The sequence below is a fragment of the Ruegeria sp. BF6 genome (assembly GCF_056538665.1).
Genome location: NZ_JBQFTN010000014.1, coordinates 1 through 22,019, shown reverse-complemented (window position 1 = coordinate 22,019; position 22,019 = coordinate 1). Strand labels below are relative to the sequence as shown.

General features: G+C 53.8%; 19 protein-coding genes and 1 pseudogene. 9 read left to right on the top strand and 11 right to left on the bottom strand.

Annotation, left to right across the window (positions count from 1 at the left end):
* Window positions 1-1,119, top strand: coding sequence for a cytochrome-c peroxidase (locus tag ACR0IM_RS20175; RefSeq protein WP_480683020.1), 1,119 nt, complete (start codon window positions 1-3; stop codon window positions 1,117-1,119).
* Here the strand turns inward: ACR0IM_RS20175 and ACR0IM_RS20170 are convergent.
* Window positions 1,106-2,269 (bottom strand): pyridoxal-phosphate-dependent aminotransferase family protein, encoded by a 1,164-nt coding sequence (locus ACR0IM_RS20170; RefSeq protein WP_480683061.1) that lies wholly within the window; start codon window positions 2,267-2,269, stop codon window positions 1,106-1,108. The genes ACR0IM_RS20175 and ACR0IM_RS20170 overlap by 14 nt on opposite strands.
* A 191-nt stretch (window positions 2,270-2,460) precedes the next feature.
* Here ACR0IM_RS20170 and ACR0IM_RS20165 point away from each other — a divergent pair, with 191 nt between their 5' ends.
* Window positions 2,461-5,280 carry an FAD-binding and (Fe-S)-binding domain-containing protein gene (locus ACR0IM_RS20165; protein ID WP_480683019.1) on the top strand — a complete coding sequence of 940 codons (2,820 nt, stop codon included), beginning with the start codon at window positions 2,461-2,463 and terminating at the stop codon, window positions 5,278-5,280.
* 9 nt (window positions 5,281-5,289) lie between these two features.
* Window positions 5,290-5,967 carry a GntR family transcriptional regulator gene (locus tag ACR0IM_RS20160; RefSeq protein ID WP_480683018.1) on the top strand — a complete coding sequence of 226 codons (678 nt, stop codon included), beginning with the start codon at window positions 5,290-5,292 and terminating at the stop codon, window positions 5,965-5,967.
* Window positions 5,968-6,009: 42 nt separating this feature from the next.
* On the opposite strand, the gene ACR0IM_RS20155 is transcribed toward ACR0IM_RS20160, so the two are convergent.
* The 5 genes from ACR0IM_RS20155 to ACR0IM_RS20135 all read right to left on the bottom strand — a co-directional run bounded on the left by ACR0IM_RS20155 (window position 6,010) and on the right by ACR0IM_RS20135 (window position 10,752).
* The gene (locus ACR0IM_RS20155; RefSeq protein WP_480683017.1) at window positions 6,010-7,086 is read right to left on the bottom strand and encodes an Ldh family oxidoreductase; all 1,077 of its coding nucleotides are present in this window, start codon (window positions 7,084-7,086) and stop codon (window positions 6,010-6,012) included.
* Window positions 7,076-7,837, bottom strand: coding sequence for an ABC transporter permease (locus ACR0IM_RS20150; RefSeq protein WP_480683060.1), 762 nt, complete (start codon window positions 7,835-7,837; stop codon window positions 7,076-7,078). Before ACR0IM_RS20150 ends, ACR0IM_RS20155 begins: the two co-directional genes overlap by 11 nt.
* A gap of 107 nt (window positions 7,838-7,944) precedes the next feature.
* Window positions 7,945-8,754 (bottom strand): ABC transporter ATP-binding protein, encoded by an 810-nt coding sequence (locus ACR0IM_RS20145; protein ID WP_480683016.1) that lies wholly within the window; start codon window positions 8,752-8,754, stop codon window positions 7,945-7,947.
* On the bottom strand, window positions 8,751-9,779 hold the full coding sequence (locus ACR0IM_RS20140) for an ABC transporter substrate-binding protein (protein ID WP_480642708.1): 1,029 nt from the start codon (window positions 9,777-9,779) through the stop codon (window positions 8,751-8,753). The genes ACR0IM_RS20145 and ACR0IM_RS20140 overlap by 4 nt, the downstream gene beginning before the upstream one ends.
* Before the next feature lie 58 nt (window positions 9,780-9,837).
* Complete coding sequence (locus ACR0IM_RS20135) at window positions 9,838-10,752, bottom strand: fumarylacetoacetate hydrolase family protein (RefSeq protein ID WP_480683015.1); 915 nt, start codon at window positions 10,750-10,752, stop codon at window positions 9,838-9,840.
* 141 nt (window positions 10,753-10,893) lie between these two features.
* Between ACR0IM_RS20135 and ACR0IM_RS20130 the strand changes: the two genes are divergently transcribed.
* The 5 genes and pseudogenes from ACR0IM_RS20130 to ACR0IM_RS20110 form a co-directional block, all read left to right on the top strand.
* On the top strand, window positions 10,894-11,574 hold the full coding sequence (locus tag ACR0IM_RS20130) for a FadR/GntR family transcriptional regulator (RefSeq protein ID WP_480683014.1): 681 nt from the start codon (window positions 10,894-10,896) through the stop codon (window positions 11,572-11,574).
* A gap of 194 nt (window positions 11,575-11,768) precedes the next feature.
* Window positions 11,769-12,452: a fumarylacetoacetate hydrolase family protein gene (locus ACR0IM_RS20125; protein ID WP_480596291.1), complete on the top strand. Its 684-nt coding sequence runs from the start codon at window positions 11,769-11,771 to the stop codon at window positions 12,450-12,452.
* 60 nt (window positions 12,453-12,512) lie between these two features.
* Window positions 12,513-14,048 carry an acyl--CoA ligase gene (locus ACR0IM_RS20120; RefSeq protein ID WP_480683013.1) on the top strand — a complete coding sequence of 512 codons (1,536 nt, stop codon included), beginning with the start codon at window positions 12,513-12,515 and terminating at the stop codon, window positions 14,046-14,048.
* Between the two features lie 4 nt (window positions 14,049-14,052).
* On the top strand, window positions 14,053-15,030 hold the full coding sequence (locus ACR0IM_RS20115; protein ID WP_480683012.1) for a 2-dehydropantoate 2-reductase: 978 nt from the start codon (window positions 14,053-14,055) through the stop codon (window positions 15,028-15,030).
* Window positions 15,031-15,800: 770 nt separating this feature from the next.
* Window positions 15,801-15,944 (top strand): annotated as a pseudogene (locus tag ACR0IM_RS20110) (YjhX family toxin); the annotation flags it as partial.
* Between the two features lie 14 nt (window positions 15,945-15,958).
* Here ACR0IM_RS20110 and ACR0IM_RS20105 read toward each other — a convergent pair.
* On the bottom strand, window positions 15,959-17,212 hold the full coding sequence (locus ACR0IM_RS20105; RefSeq protein ID WP_480642704.1) for a Hint domain-containing protein: 1,254 nt from the start codon (window positions 17,210-17,212) through the stop codon (window positions 15,959-15,961).
* Window positions 17,213-17,670: 458 nt separating this feature from the next.
* Entirely contained in the window at window positions 17,671-18,714 is a 1,044-nt protein-coding gene (locus ACR0IM_RS20100) for a nuclear transport factor 2 family protein (RefSeq protein ID WP_480683011.1), read from the bottom strand.
* Between ACR0IM_RS20100 and ACR0IM_RS20095 the strand changes: the two genes are divergently transcribed.
* Window positions 18,704-18,994, top strand: coding sequence for a winged helix-turn-helix transcriptional regulator (locus ACR0IM_RS20095; protein ID WP_480642702.1), 291 nt, complete (start codon window positions 18,704-18,706; stop codon window positions 18,992-18,994). The genes ACR0IM_RS20100 and ACR0IM_RS20095 overlap by 11 nt on opposite strands.
* A 458-nt stretch (window positions 18,995-19,452) precedes the next feature.
* Here the strand turns inward: ACR0IM_RS20095 and ACR0IM_RS20090 are convergent, their stop codons facing one another.
* The 3 genes from ACR0IM_RS20090 to ACR0IM_RS20080 form a co-directional block, all read right to left on the bottom strand.
* A complete protein-coding gene (locus ACR0IM_RS20090) occupies window positions 19,453-20,631 on the bottom strand; it encodes a DUF1254 domain-containing protein (protein ID WP_480683010.1) in 1,179 nt (392 codons plus the stop codon).
* A 91-nt stretch (window positions 20,632-20,722) separates the two neighbouring features.
* Window positions 20,723-20,956 carry a hypothetical protein gene (locus tag ACR0IM_RS20085; protein ID WP_480683009.1) on the bottom strand — a complete coding sequence of 78 codons (234 nt, stop codon included), beginning with the start codon at window positions 20,954-20,956 and terminating at the stop codon, window positions 20,723-20,725.
* 28 nt (window positions 20,957-20,984) lie between these two features.
* Window positions 20,985-21,824: a DUF1214 domain-containing protein gene (locus tag ACR0IM_RS20080; protein WP_480683008.1), complete on the bottom strand. Its 840-nt coding sequence runs from the start codon at window positions 21,822-21,824 to the stop codon at window positions 20,985-20,987.
* Between the last annotated feature and the right edge of the window lie 195 nt (window positions 21,825-22,019).

The window sequence follows — 22,019 nt, the reverse complement described above, 5'->3', positions numbered from 1 at the left end:
GTGACAGTCGCGTTCGTGGCCCTGACGAGTGTAGTGCGTGCTGAGGTCTTACTATCAGAAGACGAGATCCAGCAAACGTTGTCCTTCGGGCCGTGGCCGCCACTAATCCAGCCGGATCCAAGCAATAGGGTTTCAAACGATCCCCGAGCGATTGCGCTGGGCGCTGCGCTTTTCGATGATCCGGTGTTGTCGATTGACGGTGCATTAGCCTGTGCAAGTTGTCACGACCCCGAGCAGGCATTTACCACGCTCGATCCGCGTGCGTTCGGTCGCGTGCTTTTGGATCGGAATACGCCATCGCTGCGGAACCAGGCTGGTCTGCGGTGGTACGGGTGGGGCGGAAAGAGCGATAATCTTTGGGCAGCCAGCTTGCATCCGATCATCGAAGAACAAGAGATGGCGCACAGTAAGGAAAGCCTGAAGAGGGCCATTTCCGAAAGTCCCTATGTCAATGGTTTTGAGGATATTTTTGGCGAAATTGAAGGCCAAAACCCCGATCTGGTGTTGGTAAACACTGCCAAAGCCCTATCAGCTTATCTGGAAACGCTGGTAACCGAGCGGACACAATTTGACGATTTTCGCGACGCGTTGGAGCGCAGCGATCTGGCAGAGGCTGCAAACTACCCCGAAGCTGCCCAGCGAGGCCTTCAGCTCTTCTTGGGGCGCGGGAATTGCGCGTTCTGCCATAACGGCCCGAGATTTTCCAACAACGAATTCCACGACGCTGGCGTACCGTATTTTCTGAGCAAGACAAAGGTCGATGAAGGGCGGTTCGGAGGACTGAATTTTTTGCTCTCCAGCCCTTATACATTGGACGGAGACTGGACTGACGATCCGGTTAAGCAAGGCGCGTGGGCGGTCCGAAATGTGCGACGAAGCCATTCTGATTTTGGAGTCTTTCGTACGCCCAGCCTGCGAGGCGTGGCGGAAACCGCCCCCTACATGCATGACGGCAGCCTGGATGATCTTGATGCCGTGGTCCGGCACTACAGCGAAATCGACACGGAAAGGCTTCACACCGATGGCGAGGCGGTTCTTTCCGAACTGAAATTGACGGAACAGGAGATCGCGGACCTTGTGGCGTTTTTGGAGACTTTGTCCAGCGCTACGCGGCCTTGAGATACTCCAATGCAGCCTGGGTACCGCCTGTATTGTGTGGCACGCCGCTTTTGGCGAGTCCCATTTCTACGCCTGACAGTGTGCCCATCAACATCAGGTCGTTGAAATCCCCCAAGTGACCTATGCGGAAAACTTTGTCGGCCACTTTCGACAGGCCATTTCCAAGTGAGATGTTATTGTGTTCCAGCGCCGTCGCGCGGAAGGCATCCGCAGAGTGCCCTTCCGGGACTTTAACAGCGGTCAGGACGCCCGATTCCTGACCTTGACGAGTGCACAGTACCTCGAGACCCCATGCTTGCACGGCAGCCCGTGTCGCGGCTCCGTGGCGGGTATGCCGAGCGAATACGTTGTCCAGTCCTTCTTCATGCAACATTTCGATGGCCTCAATTAATCCGTAAAGAAGATTGGTGCCGGGCGTATAAGGGAAAAACCCTTTCTGGTTTGGCCCGACCATATCCTGCCAATCCCAATAGCTGCGTGGCGTTGTAACGGATTTTGAATGTTCCAACGCACGATCGCTTACAGCATTGAAGCTCAGACCGGGTGGTAGCATTAGTCCCTTTTGCGAACCTGAGACGCAGACATCTACGCCCCAGTCATCAAACCTGAAATCGATCGATGCAAGGCCAGAGATTGAGTCAACCATAAGAAGGGCAGGGTGTTTTGCTGCGTCCATAGCGCTGCGCACGTCCTCGATAGGTGAGACTGACCCTGTCGACGTTTCGTTGTGGACAACGCAGACCGCCTTGATCTCTTGCTGATTGTCCATTCGCAGGTGGTCTTCAATCTGATTGGGGTCCGCACCACCACGCCAATCCCCTTCAATCAGCTCGGGCTGCAATCCTATTTTTTTGGCCAATTTGTTCCACATGAACGCGAAATGTCCTGTTTCGTACATAAGAACTTTTTCGCCGGGCGACACTGTGTTCACAAGCGCAGCTTCCCATGCGCCTGTCCCGGATGAAGGGTAAATAAAGACGTTCTGTTTTGTCTTGAAAATCGTTTTCATCCCAGCGAGGGCCTTGTGGCCTACTTCTGCAAAATCTGGCCCACGGTGGTCGATGGTCTGCATGCTTATGGCCTTCAGGACGCGTTCCGGCACGGCACTTGGCCCTGGGATTTGCAAAAAATGTCTGCCCGCCTGGCGCATCTGAACTGATCCTTCTGTTGGTGTCATGAAAGTGGCATGATTACCTATTGGCAAAACTTAATTATGAATTCATTATTCAGTCAACGGTGAAGTGAGGCTTCTTATTGGCTAGTTGGGAAGAGAAGGCGAACCCGATGCTTGAACATGGATCGTTGCACCGCCGACTGTTATCAGATGTCCAGGGAGAGGTGATGGCTGACCCGGCATCGCGCGCACGATACTCGACCGACGCTTCGATCTATCAGATGATACCGGACGCCGTGGTCATTCCCCGAAACTTAGAGGACGTGCGGGTCGTGTTGTCTGTTGCGCGTGACGAAGGATGCTCCATTCTTCCGCGCGGCGGCGGCACATCGCAATGTGGGCAAACGGTCAATCAAAGCGTTGTCCTGGATAACACCAAGCACTTGAATCGCATTCTGGACGTGGACGTTGAAAACCGTGTCGCGCGTGTTCAGCCGGGTGTCGTTCTGGATCAACTGAACCAAGCATTGAAACCGCATGGTCTGTGGTTTCCTGTTGATCCCTCAACCGCGTCGCGCTGCACGCTTGGAGGAATGGCCGCCAACAACTCTTCAGGCGGAAAATCCCTGCGCTACGGGATCATGCGCGACAATGTCCGTGCAATAAGTGCAATCCTCAGCGACGGCATGGAAGCACGGTTCAGCGCCGATATGGCGCCACCTGGCGAATATGCGGATCTTGTTGGAGACATGCGTGCTCTGGGGCGTCGCGAGGCTTCGGAAATTGATGCCCGGTTTCCTAAAGTTCAGCGTCGTGTGGGCGGATATAATATCGATGCGCTTGTCGGTAACGACGTCAACATGTCCCATTTGCTGGTGGGGTCAGAAGGTACGCTGGCATATTTCACAGAACTGGAGCTGAAACTGGCTCAATTGCCGGGTGAAAAAGTTACCGGCGTGTGTCATTTCCCGACGTTTCGTGCTGCGATGGAGGCTACGCAGCACCTCGTGACGCTCAGACCACAGGCGGTAGAGTTGATCGACGACACCATGATCGCATTGGGGCGTGAAATCCCGCTGTTCCGCAGTACGATTGAGGCGTTTGTTGAAGGCGACCCCGAAGCCCTGCTGCTGGTGGAATTCGCCGAGGGTAGCGCTGAGGACAATGCTGCAAAACTGGTTGAGCTTTCCCAACTGATGGGAGATCTCGGGTTTGATTTCAGCGGGATTGAAAACCGTTGGGGCGGAGTTGTATCAGTTACTGATACCAAACTGCAAAACTCGATCGCGGAATACAGAAAATCTGGGTTGAACGTGATGATGTCGATGAAAGAGGCGGGTAAACCGATCTCGTTCGTTGAAGACTGCGCCGTCCCGTTGCCTGATCTCGCCGATTACACCGCTGGCCTGACTAAAATTTTCGCCCGACACGGCACAAAGGGGACATGGTACGCGCATGCCTCAGTCGGGTGTTTACATGTTCGTCCTGTGCTGAATATGCGGCAGGATAAGGACGTCCGGACAATGAGAGCGATTGCCGAAGAAACCTTTGATCTGGTCAAGAGATACAAGGGGTCTCATTCAGGCGAACACGGCGATGGAATCGTGCGATCAGAGTTTCATGGCAAGATGTTTGGCCCGCGCATCGTTTCTGCGTTTGAAGAGGTTAAAGACCGGTTCGATCCCGATGGGTTAATGAACCCCGGCAAAATCGTGCACGCTCCTGCCATGGATGATCGCCGCCTATTCCGCTACGGCCCGAACTATTCAGTTCCGGAATTTGAGGCGGCGTTGGACTGGTCGGCTTGGCCGGGTGCCGGAGGAGGATTCCAGGGCGCCGTCGAGATGTGCAACAATAACGGTGCGTGCCGCAAGCTCAAGGGCGGGGTTATGTGTCCCTCCTTCCGTGCGACCCGAAACGAACGTGATGCCACACGTGGGCGGGCAAACACGTTGCGTTTTGCCATCAGCGGGCAGTTGCCGGGCGGTTTAACCTCGGACGCAATGCAGGACACGATGAAATACTGCGTGTCTTGCAAGGCTTGCGCGCGTGAATGCCCGACTGGCGTTGATATAGCCCGCATGAAGATCGAAGTGCTTTCAGCGAAGCGCAAAAAAGGCGGGCTGATATTGGCAGATAAATTAATAGCTTATCTGCCCAGATATGCACCTAAAGCGGCAAAAGTTGCGTGGCTTTTGAATACCCGTAATAAAATTGTTCCTTTGCGTAAACTACTGGAAAAACCGACTGGAATTTCGGCGCGACGTGACTTGCCAGTGTGGTCTTCAGACCCGTTCCGGGATGCCGAGGCACAGGACGCTGATCCGCAGGTTCTTCTGTTTGTCGATGTGTTCAACCGATATTTCGAGCCTGACAATCTACGCGCCGCGGTCCGGGTCCTGCGTGCGCTAGGACTGCGGGTCGCCGTAGCACGGGATGACCAAACTGGAAGGCCGCTGGATTGCGGGCGCACTCTTTTGGCTGTGGGTTGCGTGGAAGAGGCGCGTCATGAGGCGCAGCGCGTGATCGACGCGACGCGAGAGGCAGTCGCTCAAGGGGTGCCGGTGGTCGGACTTGAACCGTCCTCAATCCTCACTTTTCGTGACGAATATTTGGCTCTTTGCCCGGGACGGGATGCAGAACTGTTGTCGCAAGCCACGTGTACCTTCGAGGAGTTTTTGGCCGGCCAATCGAACTTGCCCCTGAAACCGTTGAAGCACCCAATATACGTACATGGACATTGCCACCAGAAAGCGCACGATGCCGTCACACCGATGCTTGATCTTCTGAAGCGTATTCCCGAGGCGCAGGTTCACATGATTGAAAGCAGTTGTTGTGGTATGGCCGGGGCATTTGGATACGCGCCCGACACTATCGATGTCTCGATCAAGATGGCAAAGCTCGACCTGTTTCCGGCTTTAGAAAAGGCGCCTGCAGATGCAATTATTGTGGCGGATGGAACATCGTGCCGGCACCAAATTACTGAGGGCACTCGGCGGCAGCCCGTGCATGTCGCGCGCCTGTTGGAAATGGCACTTGATGAATAGGAAGTGGTAATGAATCTGACGGACAGCATCAAGCGCACGACGTTACATGAAGAGCTGGTCGAACGTTTGCGCAATCTTGTTGTAGAGGATGTGTTGAAGCCGGGTGAAAAAGTGCCCGAGAAGCAGCTTTGTGACTCCTTGGGTGTTTCACGGACACCACTGAGAGAAGCCTTAAAGGTTCTTGCATCAGAAGGTTTCGTGGTGCTTCAGGCCAATCGTGGTGCTCGCGTTGCGAGTGTAACGAGAGAGGAATTGGAGAACACGTTTCCAGTGCTTGCAGCGCTTGAGCAACTTGTGGGTGAACTGGCCTGTCAGCAGATGGACGCCGCAGAATTTCAACGGATTGAAAGTAGCCACAAGGATATGCTGAGCGCGTACGAGGCGCGTGATCGGCAGGCGTATTTCAAAGCCAATCAGGACATCCATCAGGCACTTATTCAGAGCGCGCGAAACGACATTTTGGAAAACCACCACAAGCTTTTAGCCGCGCGGGTTCGCCGTGCACGTTTTATGGCCAACTTGTCGGACGAACGCTGGGCGCAGGCAATTGATGAACATGAAGCCATGATGGAGTTGCTTAAAGTCCGCGATGCAGATGGGCTTGGAAAAACCATGAAGCTTCACATGATGAACAAACTTTTTGCTCTTGTGAAAGCGCTGGAGGCAGAGGACGAGACACCTCGCTAAATTCTCGTCAAAAGCGCCTACCAGCTTTCCACGGATGCGCTGCTAGTCGGCGCTGAGACTAGGAAACAGAGGAGATAGCCCACAGTCCTCTGCAAGTTTGTTGAGGTCTCGACAAAGAGCGGGGTTCAGCCTCACACCGTCTTTGCGGCGGGCCTCTGCGGCAGCCGTTTTGCCGTCTCCGGGCAAGCGCACCGGGTCATGACCGGGCAGGGGGGCGGATGCGCGCATTTCAGAGAAGACGCGGGCTGCTTTAGAAGCAAAGTCATTGCCCATCCCAAAGGCTGCCGGATTGAGCGCCATAACGAACTGGCCGGTGTTTGTGGATGAAGTTGTATCCGAGGTGAAATTGACCACGTCAGAGCCGAATGCCGCGCCATTCAGCACCCCGGCCATCAACCCGATAGCCACGGAAAGGCCGAAACCCTTCGGACCTCCGATCGGCAAAAGAAACCCTTCTGATTTGCGGGCAGGGTCCGTTAACGGATTGCCATCACGCCCAACCATCCAACCTTCGGGCATAGGTTCGCCTTGCTGCAACAGGGTTTTGATCTTACCCATCGCGGCAACGGTCGTCGCCATATCGAACACAAACGGGTCCGGGCCATCGGCAGGGGCAGAGAATGCAATGGGATTGGTGCCAAGAAGCAAGTCGCTTCCGCCATAGGGCGGTACGTGGTTTGCACTGCCCACCGCCGCGGCCATGCCAAGCAACCCAGCCTCGGCTTGCGGGCGCACATAAAGTGCCAGTGGTCCTGCATGATTGCCGCGCCGAACACCAACCCATCCGATGCCGACCTCTTTTGCCTTTTTTACTGCAAGATCACGTGCCGCCGCCATAGCCAGGTGACCAAGGCCGTCATCGCCGTCAATCAACGCGGTTGCGACGGTTTCATGTTCAATAGTGACGTTGGGCGTGGGATTGCACCCGCCACCTGCTAATCGGGCAAGGTACTGGCGCAGGCGAAAAACCCCGTGAGTGCCATAGCCGAAAATGTCGGCCTCAACCATCAGCGAGGCCACCCTGTCCGCATCGGCTTTTGGCACACCTTGCGTTTCGAGCGCGCTTGCCACAAATTCACGCAAGCTCTGGCAGTCTATTTTCACAGGCTCAGAAGTCATCTCTGCCAACCTGCTCTTTGTGCCAGAACACCAGCTTACGCTGTGTCCAAACCACTGACGCAAATACAGCGAGACCAACGAGGCTTAGATACAGGATCAAGGAGAACACGCGCGGAGTGTTGAGCTGCGAAGCTGCAACACGGATGAGTTCACCAAATCCCTTTCCGCCACCCAGGAATTCTCCTGTGATCGCGCCAGCCATAACACCGACTGCTCCGATTTTGAGGCCGGTGAAAATCTGTGGCAACCCGGTCGGCAGCTTCATTTTGATCAATGTCTGCATCCGGCTCGCACCCATCGTCTTGAACAACATGCGCGCGTTTTCGTCGGCGGCGTGAAGCCCAGCCGCAGTACCAACTACGATTGGAAAGGTTGCGATAAAGGCCGCAAGTGCCACCTTGGATTCAATGCCGAACCCCAGCCAAGCCACAAATAGCGGTGCGAACGCGACTTTTGGCATCGTATCGATAGATACCAAATAGGGCATCACGGCCTTCTCGCCAAAGGCCGTTTCGCCAACCAAAACGCCCAGCGAAAACCCGATCGCGATTGCCAGCGCAAAACCGTAGATGACTTCCTTTATCGTGATCCACAGCGCACCAAGCATGTAGCCGCCGGTCAAAAGGTTTTGCCCCACGAAGATCATATCTTTGAGGGTTTCCATCGGCGTCGGTAAAATGATCGGAGAGACCAGCTTAAAACTGGTCACAATTTGCCAGGTACCGACGAATACCACGAAGACAAAGGTCATCGCCAACCAGCGGGGGACCGAGTCGATAAAGTGAACTTTCTGCTCCCATACAGTGTCTTCTGCGGTGTCAGCGTCTTTTACGGAAGGTGAGTAATTCTGAACTTCGCTCACATTTCTTCTCCCTTATCCAGGAGGCTGCGAATGTAGTCTACGATAGCGCCGAATTTTGGTGTAGTCATCATATCGAGCGTTCGTGGGCGCGGCAGGTCGACCTCGACGATTTCAGCAATCCTGCCTGGGCGCGGTTTGAGAACGACGATTTCGTCAGACAAAATAACGGCCTCCTGAATGGAGTGCGTTACAAGAAAAGCAGTCGCATCCTGTTCCCGGCATATCCGCTGCAATTCCATGTTCATCATATCGCGCGACAATTCATCGAGAGCGCTGAATGGTTCGTCCATCAAAAGCACGGCTGGTTCTGTGATCAGCATTCGGCAGATTGAAGCGCGCTGTGCCATGCCGCCTGACAATTCGTTCGGATATACGTTTTCGAACCCTTGCAAACCCACGATGTCCAAAAGTTCCTGCGCCTTGGCCATAGCTTGCTTGGCCGCCGCCTTTCCATCGCGGATTTCAATCGGCAAGACGATGTTTTCTACGGCCGTTTTCCAGGGGAAAAGCGTCGCTTGCTGAAACATCATACCGATGTCCCGGCGGGTCCCAGTGACCGGTTGCCCCTGAAGGATCACACGCCCCTTGGTGGGCGGGATCAGGCCCGCCATGATCTTGAGCAGAGTTGACTTTCCGCACCCGCTTGACCCGATGACAGATGTGAAGCTTCCTTTCCGAAGCGTCAGATTTATGTCCTCGAGCGCGATAACCAGATTGCGCGCATAGGTCTTGCTTACGTGGGTCAACTCGTAGACCGGCGTGCCCAGGGGCGCGCCGGAAAACTCATGGGTGACTTCAGCGTTCATTTGCTGGCGGCCTCGTTGCCGATGGCAGCAAACTCATTGGTCCACGCAGCGCTCAGGTCATCAAGTGGCCCTGGAATTTCGCCCCCTGCGACCAGCGCATCTTGCCATTCTTGCCAAACCTCGGCGGGATACCATCCCAGACCATTGCTTGGATCTGCTGCTATGGTTTTTGAACGCACGGCATCGAACAGCGCTGACTGGAACTCTTTGTCCTCGCCTTCCTGCGGATTTCCGTCCGCCAGGTGCTTCAACACGGCTTCGCGGTTGGCATCATCAAGCGCAAAAGCGTGTCCACGTGCGAACGCGCGGCTCCAGGCCTCAACCAATTCGCGGTCATTGGCGATTGTGTCAGCCATAGTTGCAATACCGTTTCCGAAGAAGCGCCCGAATTCCGCAGGCGTGATGTCACGCACCGCCATACCGCGCTGGTTCAGGATTGCCGTGTCAGCCGTCGAAGCAGAATAAGCGTCGATTTCGCCGTTAAGGAAAGCCGCAGTTGCTGGGCCGCCATCGCCGACGGTCAGGAAGGTAAAGTCTTCACCCTCTTTCATGCCAGCCCCGGTCATTACGTTTCGTGCAAAGCCCACTTCAGCGCCATCCGCGGTACCTGTTCCGATGACTTTGCCCCGCAGTTCTTCGACGTTTTGAATGTCAGAGTCTTCCGGCACGGCGATGCCAAAGTTGCTGCGGGCGGCAACGTTGTAGATGTGTACGGCATCCACGTCGCGCGACCGTGCGGCAATCAAGGGGCCGGGTCCTGGGCGACCGAAATGCGCTTGCCCGGCGGATAATGCCTGAAGCACGGCGCCCGAGCCGTTAATCGCCTCGACAGTTACATCCAAACCTTCATCCGCGAAGTACCCTTCTCCAATGGCAACAAACACCGGAAATGAATTGATTGCCGAAGGGCTTGGCTGCACGAAAGTAATTTTACGCAAATCCTGCGCAAAAACCTGTGTTCCCAATGCTCCCGCTACCGGTACCGCCGAAAGCAAAGACGCTGTGAAAGTCCTTCTGTTCATCATTGTAATCTTCCTCCCTTGCATGGTTGGCGTCCCGCATATTCAGCAATGCAGGAGCCACTTACACGGCGCGCACGGTATTCCTGAGCGTGCCGATTTCTGAAATTTCACAAACCACGATGTCCCCGTCTTTCAGGAACTGTGGAGGGTCCATCGCGTACCCGACACCCGACGGCGTGCCAGTAGCGATAACGTCGCCAGGTTCCAGGGTCATGCCCTCCGACAGGGAAGCGATCAGCGTTGGAATGTCGAAAATCATGTCCGCCGTCGTTCCGTTTTGGCGCTGTTCACCGTTGATCGTTATTCCAATTGATAATGCGTGTGGATCGCTTACTGCGTCGGCGGTCACTATTAAGGGACCCAATGGGCAAGACCCATCCAAACCCTTGCCTTTGAAGTACTGCCCACCATGTCGGCGTTGGATGTCACGAGCGGTGATGTCATTGAGGATAGTATAGCCGAATACATGCTCGTATGCGTCAGCCTTAGCTATGTTGCGCCCCGGTTTTCCGATCACAATTGCCAGTTCAACTTCATAGTCGATGGCCTGCGAAACCTTTGGAAAAATCAAAATTTCGGCCTCTGGTGCCACAATGGACGTCGGCGGTTTTGTGAAGAACACCGGATGCTCGGTTACACCAACTTTCTGGTTTTGCGCCCGATCACCCTCGGCGATGTGTTCAGCGTAGTTGCGCCCAACGCAAAACACGTTCTTACGCGGAGCAGGAATTGGAGCCAAAAATGGTGCATCAGCGGGCACCAACGCGTCTGTCAGTTCTCCTGATTCTGCTGACGAAACGAGTGAATTTAAGATCTTAAGCGTAACTTCGCCGCCTGCAATCAACTGCTGCATCGTACTGGCGTCCAGCGCCATGCCAAGGATTTGTGCTGCGTGCAAAACGTCCAATCTGCTGCCATCGGCAAGTATTGCCACGCAAACTGCGTTGCCCTCTACGGAAACAGTTGCTAATCGCACTCGGCTCTCCTCCCTAGTGCTGATGCAAAGCTCGGGTCGCGGGATCTGTCCGGCGACTCGATGTTTGCTTGTTTCTTGGCCTTGAGTTTTTTCCGACTTGGCGTTTCAATCAATCAACCAATCACCAAATTGGGTGGAGATATGAGCGCACCAACCGAACTCGCGCACCGTGTACGCGACCTGATTAACAATGCCGGATACAGGCATAACGACAGGCTCCCACCTGAACGTGAGTTGTGTTCAAAACTTGGGACAACCCGCAATCAGTTGCGAAGAGCGTTGGCAGAGCTTGAGGCCCAGGGGCTGATCTGGCGTCACGTGGGGCGGGGAACATTTGTTGGTTCCAGGCCGGTTCTCAACCTCACCGACGTAACCTATTTGGGCAATCAAATTAAACCTGAACAGGTTGTGTCGGTGCGATTTACGATCGAACCGCAGCTTAGCCGGCTGGCGGCGCTCCATTCCACTCGTTCGGACCGTGAGCAAATGAGGCTTTGCGCGGACAAATGTCGCACGGCAGAAGATTGGCGCACTTACGAAGCGTGGGACAACAATTTGCACTACGCCATAGCCCGCTCTACACGAAACCAGCTCTTTCTATACTTCTTCGAGACTTTGAATTCGGTTCGAAGATCAATTGTTTGGGGGCAGCCACGAGAGACTTTGAAACCCGCAGAAGATTATTCCAGTTTTAGTGAACATGATGTGATTGTGTCAGCCATAGCAAAGGGTGATGGCGAGCTTGCGGCCAGCGCCATGGTAGATCACCTGAAATCGGTTTATTCGCGTGTGCTGCCAAAGAGCATTCAGCCCGACGACTGAGGTAGCGCCAAAGTCCAACCAATTTGGGAAATGGTCGGGCCATATTGAAGCCGTGGCTCTTGCAAAATAGCGTAGATTTTGGCGATGACTTGGTAAGCGGCCACGTCCAATTGAGTGTGACGTGGCATTGATCGGAAGGTGTCTGTCCGTTTGAAAATCCGATCTTTAGCTGTCAAACGCTCAGGAGGAAAGCGATGTCCGACCATGTCATTCCCGCGCCGCAGGTGCACGTCATACCCGTAGCGGGGGGCGGCACGTTCCCGGTTCGTCGTGTCTATTGCATTGGGCGAAACTACGCGGCACATGCGATTGAAATGGGTCACGACCCGAACCGGGAACCCCCGTTTTTCTTTCAGAAGAATCCCAACAATTTGGATTCCTCAGGGGAATTCCCGTACCCTCCGCACAGTTCCGACGTGCACCACGAAGCAGAAATGCTTGTTGCGCTCAAGTCCGGCGGCACGAATATCTCGGTGGACGATGCATTGGATCATGTCTTTGGGTACGGCCTTTCACTTGATATGACCCGTCGCGACCTGCAAGGACAGATGAAAAAAATGGGTCGCCCGTGGGAAATTGGGAAAGCGTTTGAGCGCTCGGCGCCATGCGGACCGATTCACAAGGCATCAGAGGTCGGGCATCTCGACAGAGGTCCGATTACTCTGACGGTGAATGGTGAAGTTCGGCAAGAAGGCGACTTGAACCAGATGATTTGGAAAGTCCCCGAGATGATCTCGTACCTGAGCGACTACTTCGAGCTTGCGGCCGGTGACGTTATCCTTTCAGGGACACCTTCTGGTGTTGGTCCCGTCAACCGAGGGGATGTTATGGTCTTGGCCGTCGACAAGCTGGGCAGCCTGAATGTACGCGTGACTTAGGACCTGCTGCGACAACATTACTTTGCGAAAGAAACCGACGCTTTTGTAAACGGATAACAGATGCCCCATTTAGTCGCTGAATTGATCGCACACCACGCAGACACTGCAAATGCCATTGGCGCCCCTGGCCGGTCTTGGTTGAGCTATCTTGGTTTGCGCGAGCATTGCGCGAAAGTCAAAGAGGATCTGCATCAGATCGGAGTAGGGCGCGGCGACAGGGTGGCAATTGTGTTACCCAACGGACCAGAGATGGCGACGGCATTCATATCCGTCGCCCAAGTGGCGACGACGGCGCCCTTAAACCCTGCATACACTTTCGAAGAATACGTCTTCTATCTCAAAGACCTGAAAGCAAAGGCCCTTCTTGTAAGCGAAAACGAAAATGGCCCAGCCGTGCAAGCGGCGACGGAACTGGGTGTGGTCGTCTTGCGGGCTTCTAGTGATAGTTCTCGTCCAGCCGGACAGTTTTCCGTTTTGGCCTGTGACCCAATTGGAGTGGTTGATACATCAGCGCCGGGCGAAGATGACGTTGCCCTGATACTCCACACATCAGGAACAACGTCTCGCCCCAAGGTCGTTCCTTTGACGCAGGCCAATATTTATTCGTCGGCGCGGAACGTTGCTTCGTCTTTGAAGCTAACGACAGACGATCGTTGTCTGAGCATTATGCCTCTGTTTCATATCCATGGGTTGATCGCGGCCGTCGCCGCTTCATTAAGCGCTGGATCGCAAATTAGCTGCACCCCTGGGTTCAACGCTCTCAGCTTTTTTTCGCAGGTCGCTGAGGTTGATCCGACATGGTACACAGCGGTTCCGACAATGCACCAAGCTATTCTCGCCCGAGCCGCCCGAAACCAATCGATTATTGAGGAATCTCGATTGCGTTTCTTGCGGTCTTCTTCCGCGTCGTTGCCCGCGCCGGTAATGGAAGAGTTGATTGCGACTTTTGATGCGCCCGTGATCGAAGCCTACGGTATGACTGAGGCTACGCATCAAATGTGTTGCAACCCGCTTCCTCCACAAAAGCAAAAGCCCGGATATGTCGGAGTAGCAGCGGGTCCCGAAGTCAGAATTGCAGACGAAACGGAAAATGTATTGATCGCTTCGCGTGATGTCGGAGAAATCGTTATCAGCGGTCCGAACGTGACGCCTGGGTATGAGAGCAACCCGCAGGCAAATGCAGACAATTTCTTTGAAGCAGATGGAAAACTCTGGTTTCGCACCGGCGACCAGGGGTCGTTCGACGAAGAGAATTATCTGCGACTGACCGGACGCCTAAAGGAGCTTATCAATCGCGGCGGAGAAAAAATCAGCCCGCTTGAAGTTGACGCCGTGCTTCTGAGCCATCCGGACGTTGCTCAGGCAGTTTGTTTTGCCGTTCCCCACGAAAAACTGGGCGAAGACATAGCGGCGGCGGTGGTGCTCTCAGAAGGAGCGGCGATTGCAGGTCAGGAAGTCCGGGATTTTGTTGGCGCGCGGCTCGCAAAGTTCAAGGTGCCGACTTCAGTGGTTATTCTCGAAGAGATACCAAAAGGCGCGACTGGTAAGATACAAAGGATCGGGATGGCCGCTAAATTGGGACTGGCAAAGGCTTAGACACATGAAAGTTTGTATCTTTGGTGCCGGAGCTATCGGAGGTTACGTTGCCGCGAAGCTCGCGCAGGCTGACGCCGACGTCAGTGTCATTGCGCGTGGCCCACATCTGGCTGCAATGCAAGAAAAAGGGCTGACTCTCCACGAGGATGGGCGGGACCCGATCAACGTGCCAATACGCGCCTCGGACAATGCCGCCGACCTCGGACCACAAGACTATGTCTTTATCACACTGAAAGCGCATTCCGTTCCAGCAGTTGTGGGCTCGATGCAGCCGCTGATTGGGGCAGAAACAACAATAGTGAGCGGAGTGAACGGGGTACCATGGTGGTATTTCCACAAGCTGGGCGGCCCCTTCGAGGGAACTAGATTGTCATCTGTAGACCCGGGAGACGCGCAATGGAACGGTTTCGGGCCGGACCGGGTGCTTGGATGTGTTGTTTATCCAGCCGCAGAAGTCATTGCTCCGGGATCGATCAAGCATGTCGAAGGCAATAGGTTTTCGTTAGGCGAACCCGATGGCTCTAAATCGGACCGTGCCGCCAACCTTTCGGCTGCACTGTCCACCGCCGGTCTGCGTGCGCCTGTAAGACCAAGAATTCGGGACGAGATTTGGCTGAAACTATGGGGCAACTTGTCGTTCAATCCTATTTCCGCTCTCACCCATTCAACACTTGATGTCTTGTGTACCGACCAAGGCTCACGCTCTGTGGCTCGCGGGATGATGCTTGAGGCTCAGGAAATCGGTGAGAAACTTGGTGTAAAATTCCCGATAGACGTTGAAAAACGGATCGACGGTGGAGCGGCCGTCGGTGCGCACAAGACCTCCATGTGGCAGGATTTGGAGTTGTGCCGACCGATGGAAATTGATGCCTTAGTAACTTCAGTGCAAGAACTGGGACAACTTACAGGGGTCTCAACACCCACCATCGACATCGTAGCGTCACTGGTCAAACTCCGGGCAAAGGTCGCTGGTCTCTACTAAAGTTTCTTTGGGCCTTGCAACAAGTGCGTGGCTTGAGGCGGATAACTGAGACTGGTTCGAAAGTGCCATAACGCAACATTGAGAGTTTATCCGCGGCTTCGACCACAAGCTGCCGCTCGTTTTGGGTCAAAAATGCTTGCCGTTTGGGTCAGAAAGGAGTGACGCGATTTGCCGATTTGTTGAGGTTTTGGAAGTCGATTGAGTCAAATATCAGTAACGTTCCACATTTCATTTATAGGGCGGCGCATAGTACTGCCACCCGCGACAGAACCTTGCCATTTTCGCTTCACTTCCTTCATCCAGCACCCAGACTGATTTCATTGATCCTGACTTCCTTTTTGGAAAACCAAGGCTGATTTGCAGATCAGACACCGAAGGCGCCTGTTTCTGCTGATCTGCCACGTGGCGAACGCGGATAGCTGCATGCGCAGCGAGCCGTTCGTTGCGACGCAGCGCGTGCCACCGAAGCTGCCATTCAGAGGCCTGAAATTGGCCTGAACCGAGACCGTACTTTCGCCGCGGCCTGTTCCGACCAGACAGACGCGGACTTTGCTTCCGTTCGATTTGGTTTTTCCAATGTCCGCTTGCCTTATGACACTCATCACACTATCTCCCCATCACGCGCTGCACGGATGCAGAGTTATGGAGATTTTATGTCTACGATTGCGGCCCGCCGCTAAGGTCCACCTGATTGGACCGACCTGAACCAAAAGACTTCCGTGCGAGATGCCGGATGCCCTTTGGCTGGCATAAGACCAAGAGACAATCCATTGAATATCTCAAAACACGAACAGCGTGTTTTGCACGTTCTGGCGCAAGGTGGAGCCATCCATTTTGAGCGCATGACGAACGGCAAAGTGCGCGACGTTTCATGCTTCACACGCGACGGGCATGTTCTGGCTGGCTGCTTGCTCATGAATGCAAGCAGTCAGCCATTCAGCAGCATTGCCTCAGCTTTCTTGACGAACGGGCGTGCGGGTAGTGATACCTTTTGGTCACCAGCGAGTTCGGGGAATATCTCAATCAGCTCTTGATAAATGGCTTGGTCGGCTTTCATGATCTGCTCGCCAGCATAGAAACTCTCAAGATGCGCATTTTCGCAATACACGATCTCATGCTGGCCAAACATAAAGTGGACATAAGTGATCTCATCGCACGGGGCGACGAATATACGGTCGCCATCACATAGATGCTTCGCCGCGCACAAAGCTTCGGGCGTATGCAGAAAAAGCTCGCAACGCCAGCCCGATAACAAAACACGATGCTGTGGAGAGACCCGGATCGCGCGCTGGTTTCCGATCACACCGGGCGCAAAACAGATAGGCGCATGTTTACCTCTGCCCGGCACAGTGCGCTTGTTAATCCAACGGATGGGCTGTGACCCATGGTCGAGTGTGTCGACCAAATCACCGACTCTAAGGTCTTCTATCAAACGATCGCCGTCGGGCGTTCTAATCAAGGACCCTTCGGTGAAACAGGCAATCTCAACCGTCTCGATGTTGACATAAGTAAAAGTACCTCCGCCTGACAACGTAGCGGTACCGCCATTCGAACCGGGAGAAAATGGAGTGAAGGTTGATCCAGCCGGTAGGATTAACGTGTCGTTTCCATTACCTCCATCGACAAAGCTGGTGTTCTGGCCTGCATAGATGACATCTGTACCAGTGCCGCCATCTAAATTCCCGCTACCGTCTTCAGCAAAAAGCGTATCGCTGCCTGCTCCCCCGCTGAGGTTATTATTCCCGGAACCGCCGCGCAGAGTATCATTGCCTTGATCGCCAAAGATGTTGTTGTCGCCGGAGCCGCCCTGCAGAGTATCATTGCCAAGGCCACCACTGATAGTCCCACCCAATGTGCCGCTATCTGTAAAGGTATCGTCTCCACGCCCACCGCTGTAACCGCCTGCGTTCAGACCGACCGATCCGCTGACATTGTCGTCGTTGTTGTTACCCGTGTATTCGACGAATTGGCTGAACGATCCACCAGCCAGATCAACATCGCTGTATGTAGTGACAATCCCTGTATTGGTATCTGTGAATGTGATGGAATTCCCGGTCATCGTGACCTGGATCGAATTGCTCAGTCCAGAAGCATCAATCGTACTGTCGGGACCGATATCCAACGCTCCCCAAAACGCAGCATCGCTAATATCTGCATCTGTCAAAACAATAAAAACTGGCATGTTGCGTACCGTCTTTTGGTTCGTCGGCGTAAATGCACTATCGTATAAGTTGCATTCTAGCCCACGTGCTGGCTTCCGAACAATAACGCATTGCTCAACTCGGCGCTATGTTGCCGCCTCTCGCGAGATTGGCATGCAAACCGCCAATGTTGTCACAAAAGCCGACGTTAATGCGTGATGCGGCATTTGAGAGGATTGGGCTCTGAGCCGCCGGATGCCGTCGCAGCAGGGTCAACAGTCTCGACGGTACAGGACCGGCAATCGACATGTCGAACCAAACCTTTGATCTTACGGCTTCCCACAAGGAATGCTGTCATTGGAACCTCAAGAGCCGGTGCTCGTGAAGATGGCGGCGAAACCTGAAGATGAGCCCGAAGTGTTTGGTGCTGCGTTCTGTTCGAACGTCAGTTTTGGGCTGGCGGGCCAGAAATTGCTAGCCTGCCATTCCTCTCCGGTTATTAGAACTTGCCGTTCCCGTGCGCCATTTCAGCAGGGGTGGGTGAAACAACGTCCCAATGTTCAACAATCTTTCCATCTTCGACGCGCCAAAGGTCAAAGAAAGCCCAGGGTTTTTCGCTAACTGTCGCATCTGAGGCGACAAAGACAAAGTTGCCTTCTGCCACAACGATCTGTGGCTCAAATTTAGTTATGACGTTGCCCTGTTCAGCCCAGGCCTTGGTGCCCTCCATCAGACCATCAATCCCATCGGCAAGCATTGGATTGTGCTGCATGTAGACCTCAGAATACTCGGGGGCTTTCTCTGGTGCGGCACCACCCAAGACGTCGCGCACAAATCCAAGAACCAACGCCTTGTTCTCTTGGGTTTTGTCGAGATCGATGATCTCGGTTGGCCCATCGGTCATACCTCGGCCGGACACCGTTGTTTCTGGAACAGGCTGAAAATTATCCCAATGTTCGGCGACTTTGCCGTCCTCCACCCGGAACACATCGAATGCGGCAAGGGTAGGTGCGCCAAACGCATCGGCGTTTTCAAAAGTGCTGTGCAATACGACCATATCGCCTTCGGCGATGACCCTATGGGTAGTGCCTGTCATTCCGGATTGCTCGACCAAAGGTATCAGGCCAACCAAACCCTCAGCTCCGGTTGGAATTTGTGGGTTATGCTGGATGTAATCCGGGGTAACGAATTGCCGCGCGGCTTCCGGATCGTGATCGGCAAATGCTGCGGTGAAGAGTGCGATTACAAGCTCTTTAGGAGACATGGCTTTATCCTTTGATTCGTATCCTCTTGATACGTGGTAGCAAAACCATACTACATTGCAATTACGCACTTTAAACTGACTTGGTATGCTCAACACTACTGCCATATAGATCAGGAAGTTGTGAAAAGGCCGATGCATGGCTATGGTGTCTCCCAGTTTCGAAACAATACCAGAGCCTGATATGCTACCAATAGGCGTTGCCAACAAAGCAGAAGCTTCCAACTGCTCCATCCGTTCCGTGCTATCCAATGTGACGGGCAAATGGCGGATGATCATCATCCTCGCGCTGGAGGATGAGCCAAAACGCTTTGGCGACCTCAAACGCTGTATCGGAGATGTCACACAAAGTGTGCTTACCGAAAACCTGCGAGGATTGCAGCGCGACGGTTACTTGACCCGCACCGTCCATCCCGGGCCACCAGTCGCTGTTTCCTATGAACTGACGCCGCTGGGCCGTAGCTTACTCGAGATGCTAAAACCGCTTGTCTTCTGGTCGCATGAACAGATGGACGAAGTCAGACAATTTCGCATGCAGTTCGACCGCGAACAGGCAAGTTAACCTCAAAGCGGACCCAAGACTGACAACCTCGGATGGCAGCTTTGTTCGCATCCTGTAGTTTCAGATGAAAAACCTCGCTGCGGAACGCACGAACGGCTGGTTCTCCCACCGCTCTGCGGCACCTAGTATTGAGTGCGTGCAGAAAAATCTGTGCTGCGAACGCGCGCAGCGAGAAAGTCAAACTCACCAGATGGGCTCAAAACTGACGTTCTCTGCATACAAGATCAATGCCTGCTATTGGCGGACTGGAGTGAAGGTGCGTTGGATCCGCTGAAGATCTGACCATTCAACCAGAGATCGCTTTACATAAAACCGTTTCAGCGATGTGCGCGGTTCGGCATGACTCGGCAAGTTACGCAATGGTTGCGAAATCTGCCGCTCCAGACGTTGGGCGTCGACAACCGCACTGCGAACAACGCTGACCTTCTTAACGCTTAAGCTATGTGTCGTTTCGCGTTCTACTCTACCAAAACAAAGTCACTAGGACGCCACGATTTGTCGAACCATGGTTCTAGCGGACCGTAGAGGCGCATCATCACGTTGAAGCTTTTGCCGGGCATGGTTTGCGCCCAATTGTTTTCCCACCCTTCTGGAGCTTCAGGACCGACATAGATCGTGAAACTCCCATCCTCGTTTTGTTTTATGCCTTCGCGATTTGAATCGATGCCGCCAGATTTTTGATCTGTCTCCAGGATGGAGCGGGTCTGCCCACTGTAGAGCATGAAAGACCAAAAGTTTTTGGCAGGAACCGGAGCTGGCAGGGTGACCTTATATGTCTTTGACCCATCCAGGTATTCTCCGTCGGCGTCGCGCGCCGTCATCGCATAGACCGAACCCGAGCCGACAGGAGATGATGTCATCGCCGGAGTGATGCCTGTCGCCATGTAGAAGAAATAGGTGCGGTCATCGAGAATACGCGCGCTGTTTTCAAGAAACTCATAGCTTTGTCTCTGAAACGGCGAATTCCACTGCCGGTCTTCATAGAAGAACACTCCGGGATCACGTGCCGCATAAGTAATTGCCCTTGCTGTCGCGTTGGCAATTGCAGCAGCCTCTTTCATGATGCCCTGCATGCGCGCATCAGGTGCAAAAGGCTTACCTTTTTTCAAGCCAATCGATGCAAATGTGCCGAGAATTTCAGGAGCAAATGCATCCTCTGGGTTATTTTCGAGAGCGACATGGATCTCTGCAAAGAAGTCTGCGTTGTTCTCATGTACCGTGTTGTATTTCACACCGGAAACACTGTGGAAGATTTCCTGCCGAGGGTTACCCGCATCGCTCAACGGGTAAATGTTCAGACCGGCTTTTATTTCCGCAACGGGTCCTGCGATATCTCCGTCCTCACCGGGTGATCGACGCAGCAGCAACCAATGCTCGTGTGTTTTTGTGCGCAGTTCGAAATACCCCTCGGGCACTGGCGTGTCGTCGTCCTTGTGCATCAATAGGTACTTACCGCCTTTGCCCTTGTCTGGACCCAGTGCCTCAATATCGGCAACGTAATCAAAAGCCGCATCATCAATAAGGCCAAGCAACCCAGGAGGAACCTCAATTACAACGGGGCCTTCCGAAATACTGACGTTAGACCCAATGTAAATCGTCGTGGTGTTTGGGTTTAGCCAGATGGATCGTGCGTCCATTAGGGATTCCGTAATCACGATCTCGTTTGGTTTTGCACCCACGTCCTCATAGCCTTGGAACATGGCTCGCAACGAAGCGATTTTCATCCCGTCAAGAAACGCGCTGGTTGCCCTCATCAAGTCCAGATTGTAAAAAAACTTTCTCGACGGTATCGGGTGACGGCATACCATCAAAAAACTCCAAGCGTCCTAGCGTTTCGGTTTCTACTAAATCCGGGGTCAGCACATTCTCGGGAACATCCGCCGCAAACTCCTGTGCGGACGCTGCACCTGCCCATGTAACGGCCACTGCGGTAGCTAATACAAATTTGGAACGCAGTCCCATATTCAGCACTCCCTGACTAGATTCGCATTCAATCGATTATTTCCATGTCCGGCAGAATCCAGCCGCTTTCTATCCAGCCTTCCTCTGGCCCATAAAGCCGGAACAACAGGAAATAGCTTTCGGGGGTCGGAATCCAATTGCTTTCCATTCCCTCCGGCGCCTCAGGGCCAAAGTAGATGTCGTATGACCCGTCTTCATTGACCTGCATTGTGTCTGTGTCACGCGACGAAAGGCCGACACGCTCGACATTGCGGATAAAGCTCTTGGTTTCCGTTGAATAGACAATAACAGACCAAAAATCCTTTGCAGGCGTGTCCGCAGGCACGTTCAGCCTGTAGGATCTGTTTTGGTCATACATCTCGCCATTGCTGTCGCGCAGGCCGGTTAGATAGAATGTTCCTCCGCCCAGGTTTTTGGGCAGATAGGTAATCCAGAAATAGCTGCCGCCAGCGCGATCATCCACGAGAACCTCAGTGTCGGTTTCATAAGGGAACCCGGCCTCGGCCTGACCTTCTGCAAAGTCCCAGACAAGCCATTGGGTTTTGAGATCACCATTTTCTTCCACCCACAATGGGACGGTCGCCAAACCCGGCTCGACGAAATAGCGCTGCATGGCCGCATAGGCCAAGACCAAGCCTTCATTCATCGCTTGTGTCTGGCGCTCGGTAGGCTCGAACGGTTTGCCCTTTTCGATGCCCAGATCCTTAAGGAAGTTAACCATGATCTTGTCTTGCGGACGGATCGGGTTGTTCTGGATGTAGTCGTTTATGTCCTCAAAGAACGTGTGGTTGTAGTAGGGAAGCGAGTCATAAGGAACTTCAGAAGCTTCGAGGTAGGTCGTCGGAGGAGGGTGGTCTGCCTCAGACAAATAGTAGATCTTGAGTTGCTGTGCATAAGCTGCCGCATCTTCGTTTGTGGCATCCGGGCTTAAGACCGGACGAAACGAAAAACCATATTGGTAGGTGTCGGTGTCTGTCCGTCGTCAGGGATTTTGGGACAGATGGCGCTCTGATCTAAGAGAGGATGTGGCCCATCTGATTGGTCTGATTATGCGGCGGATTTG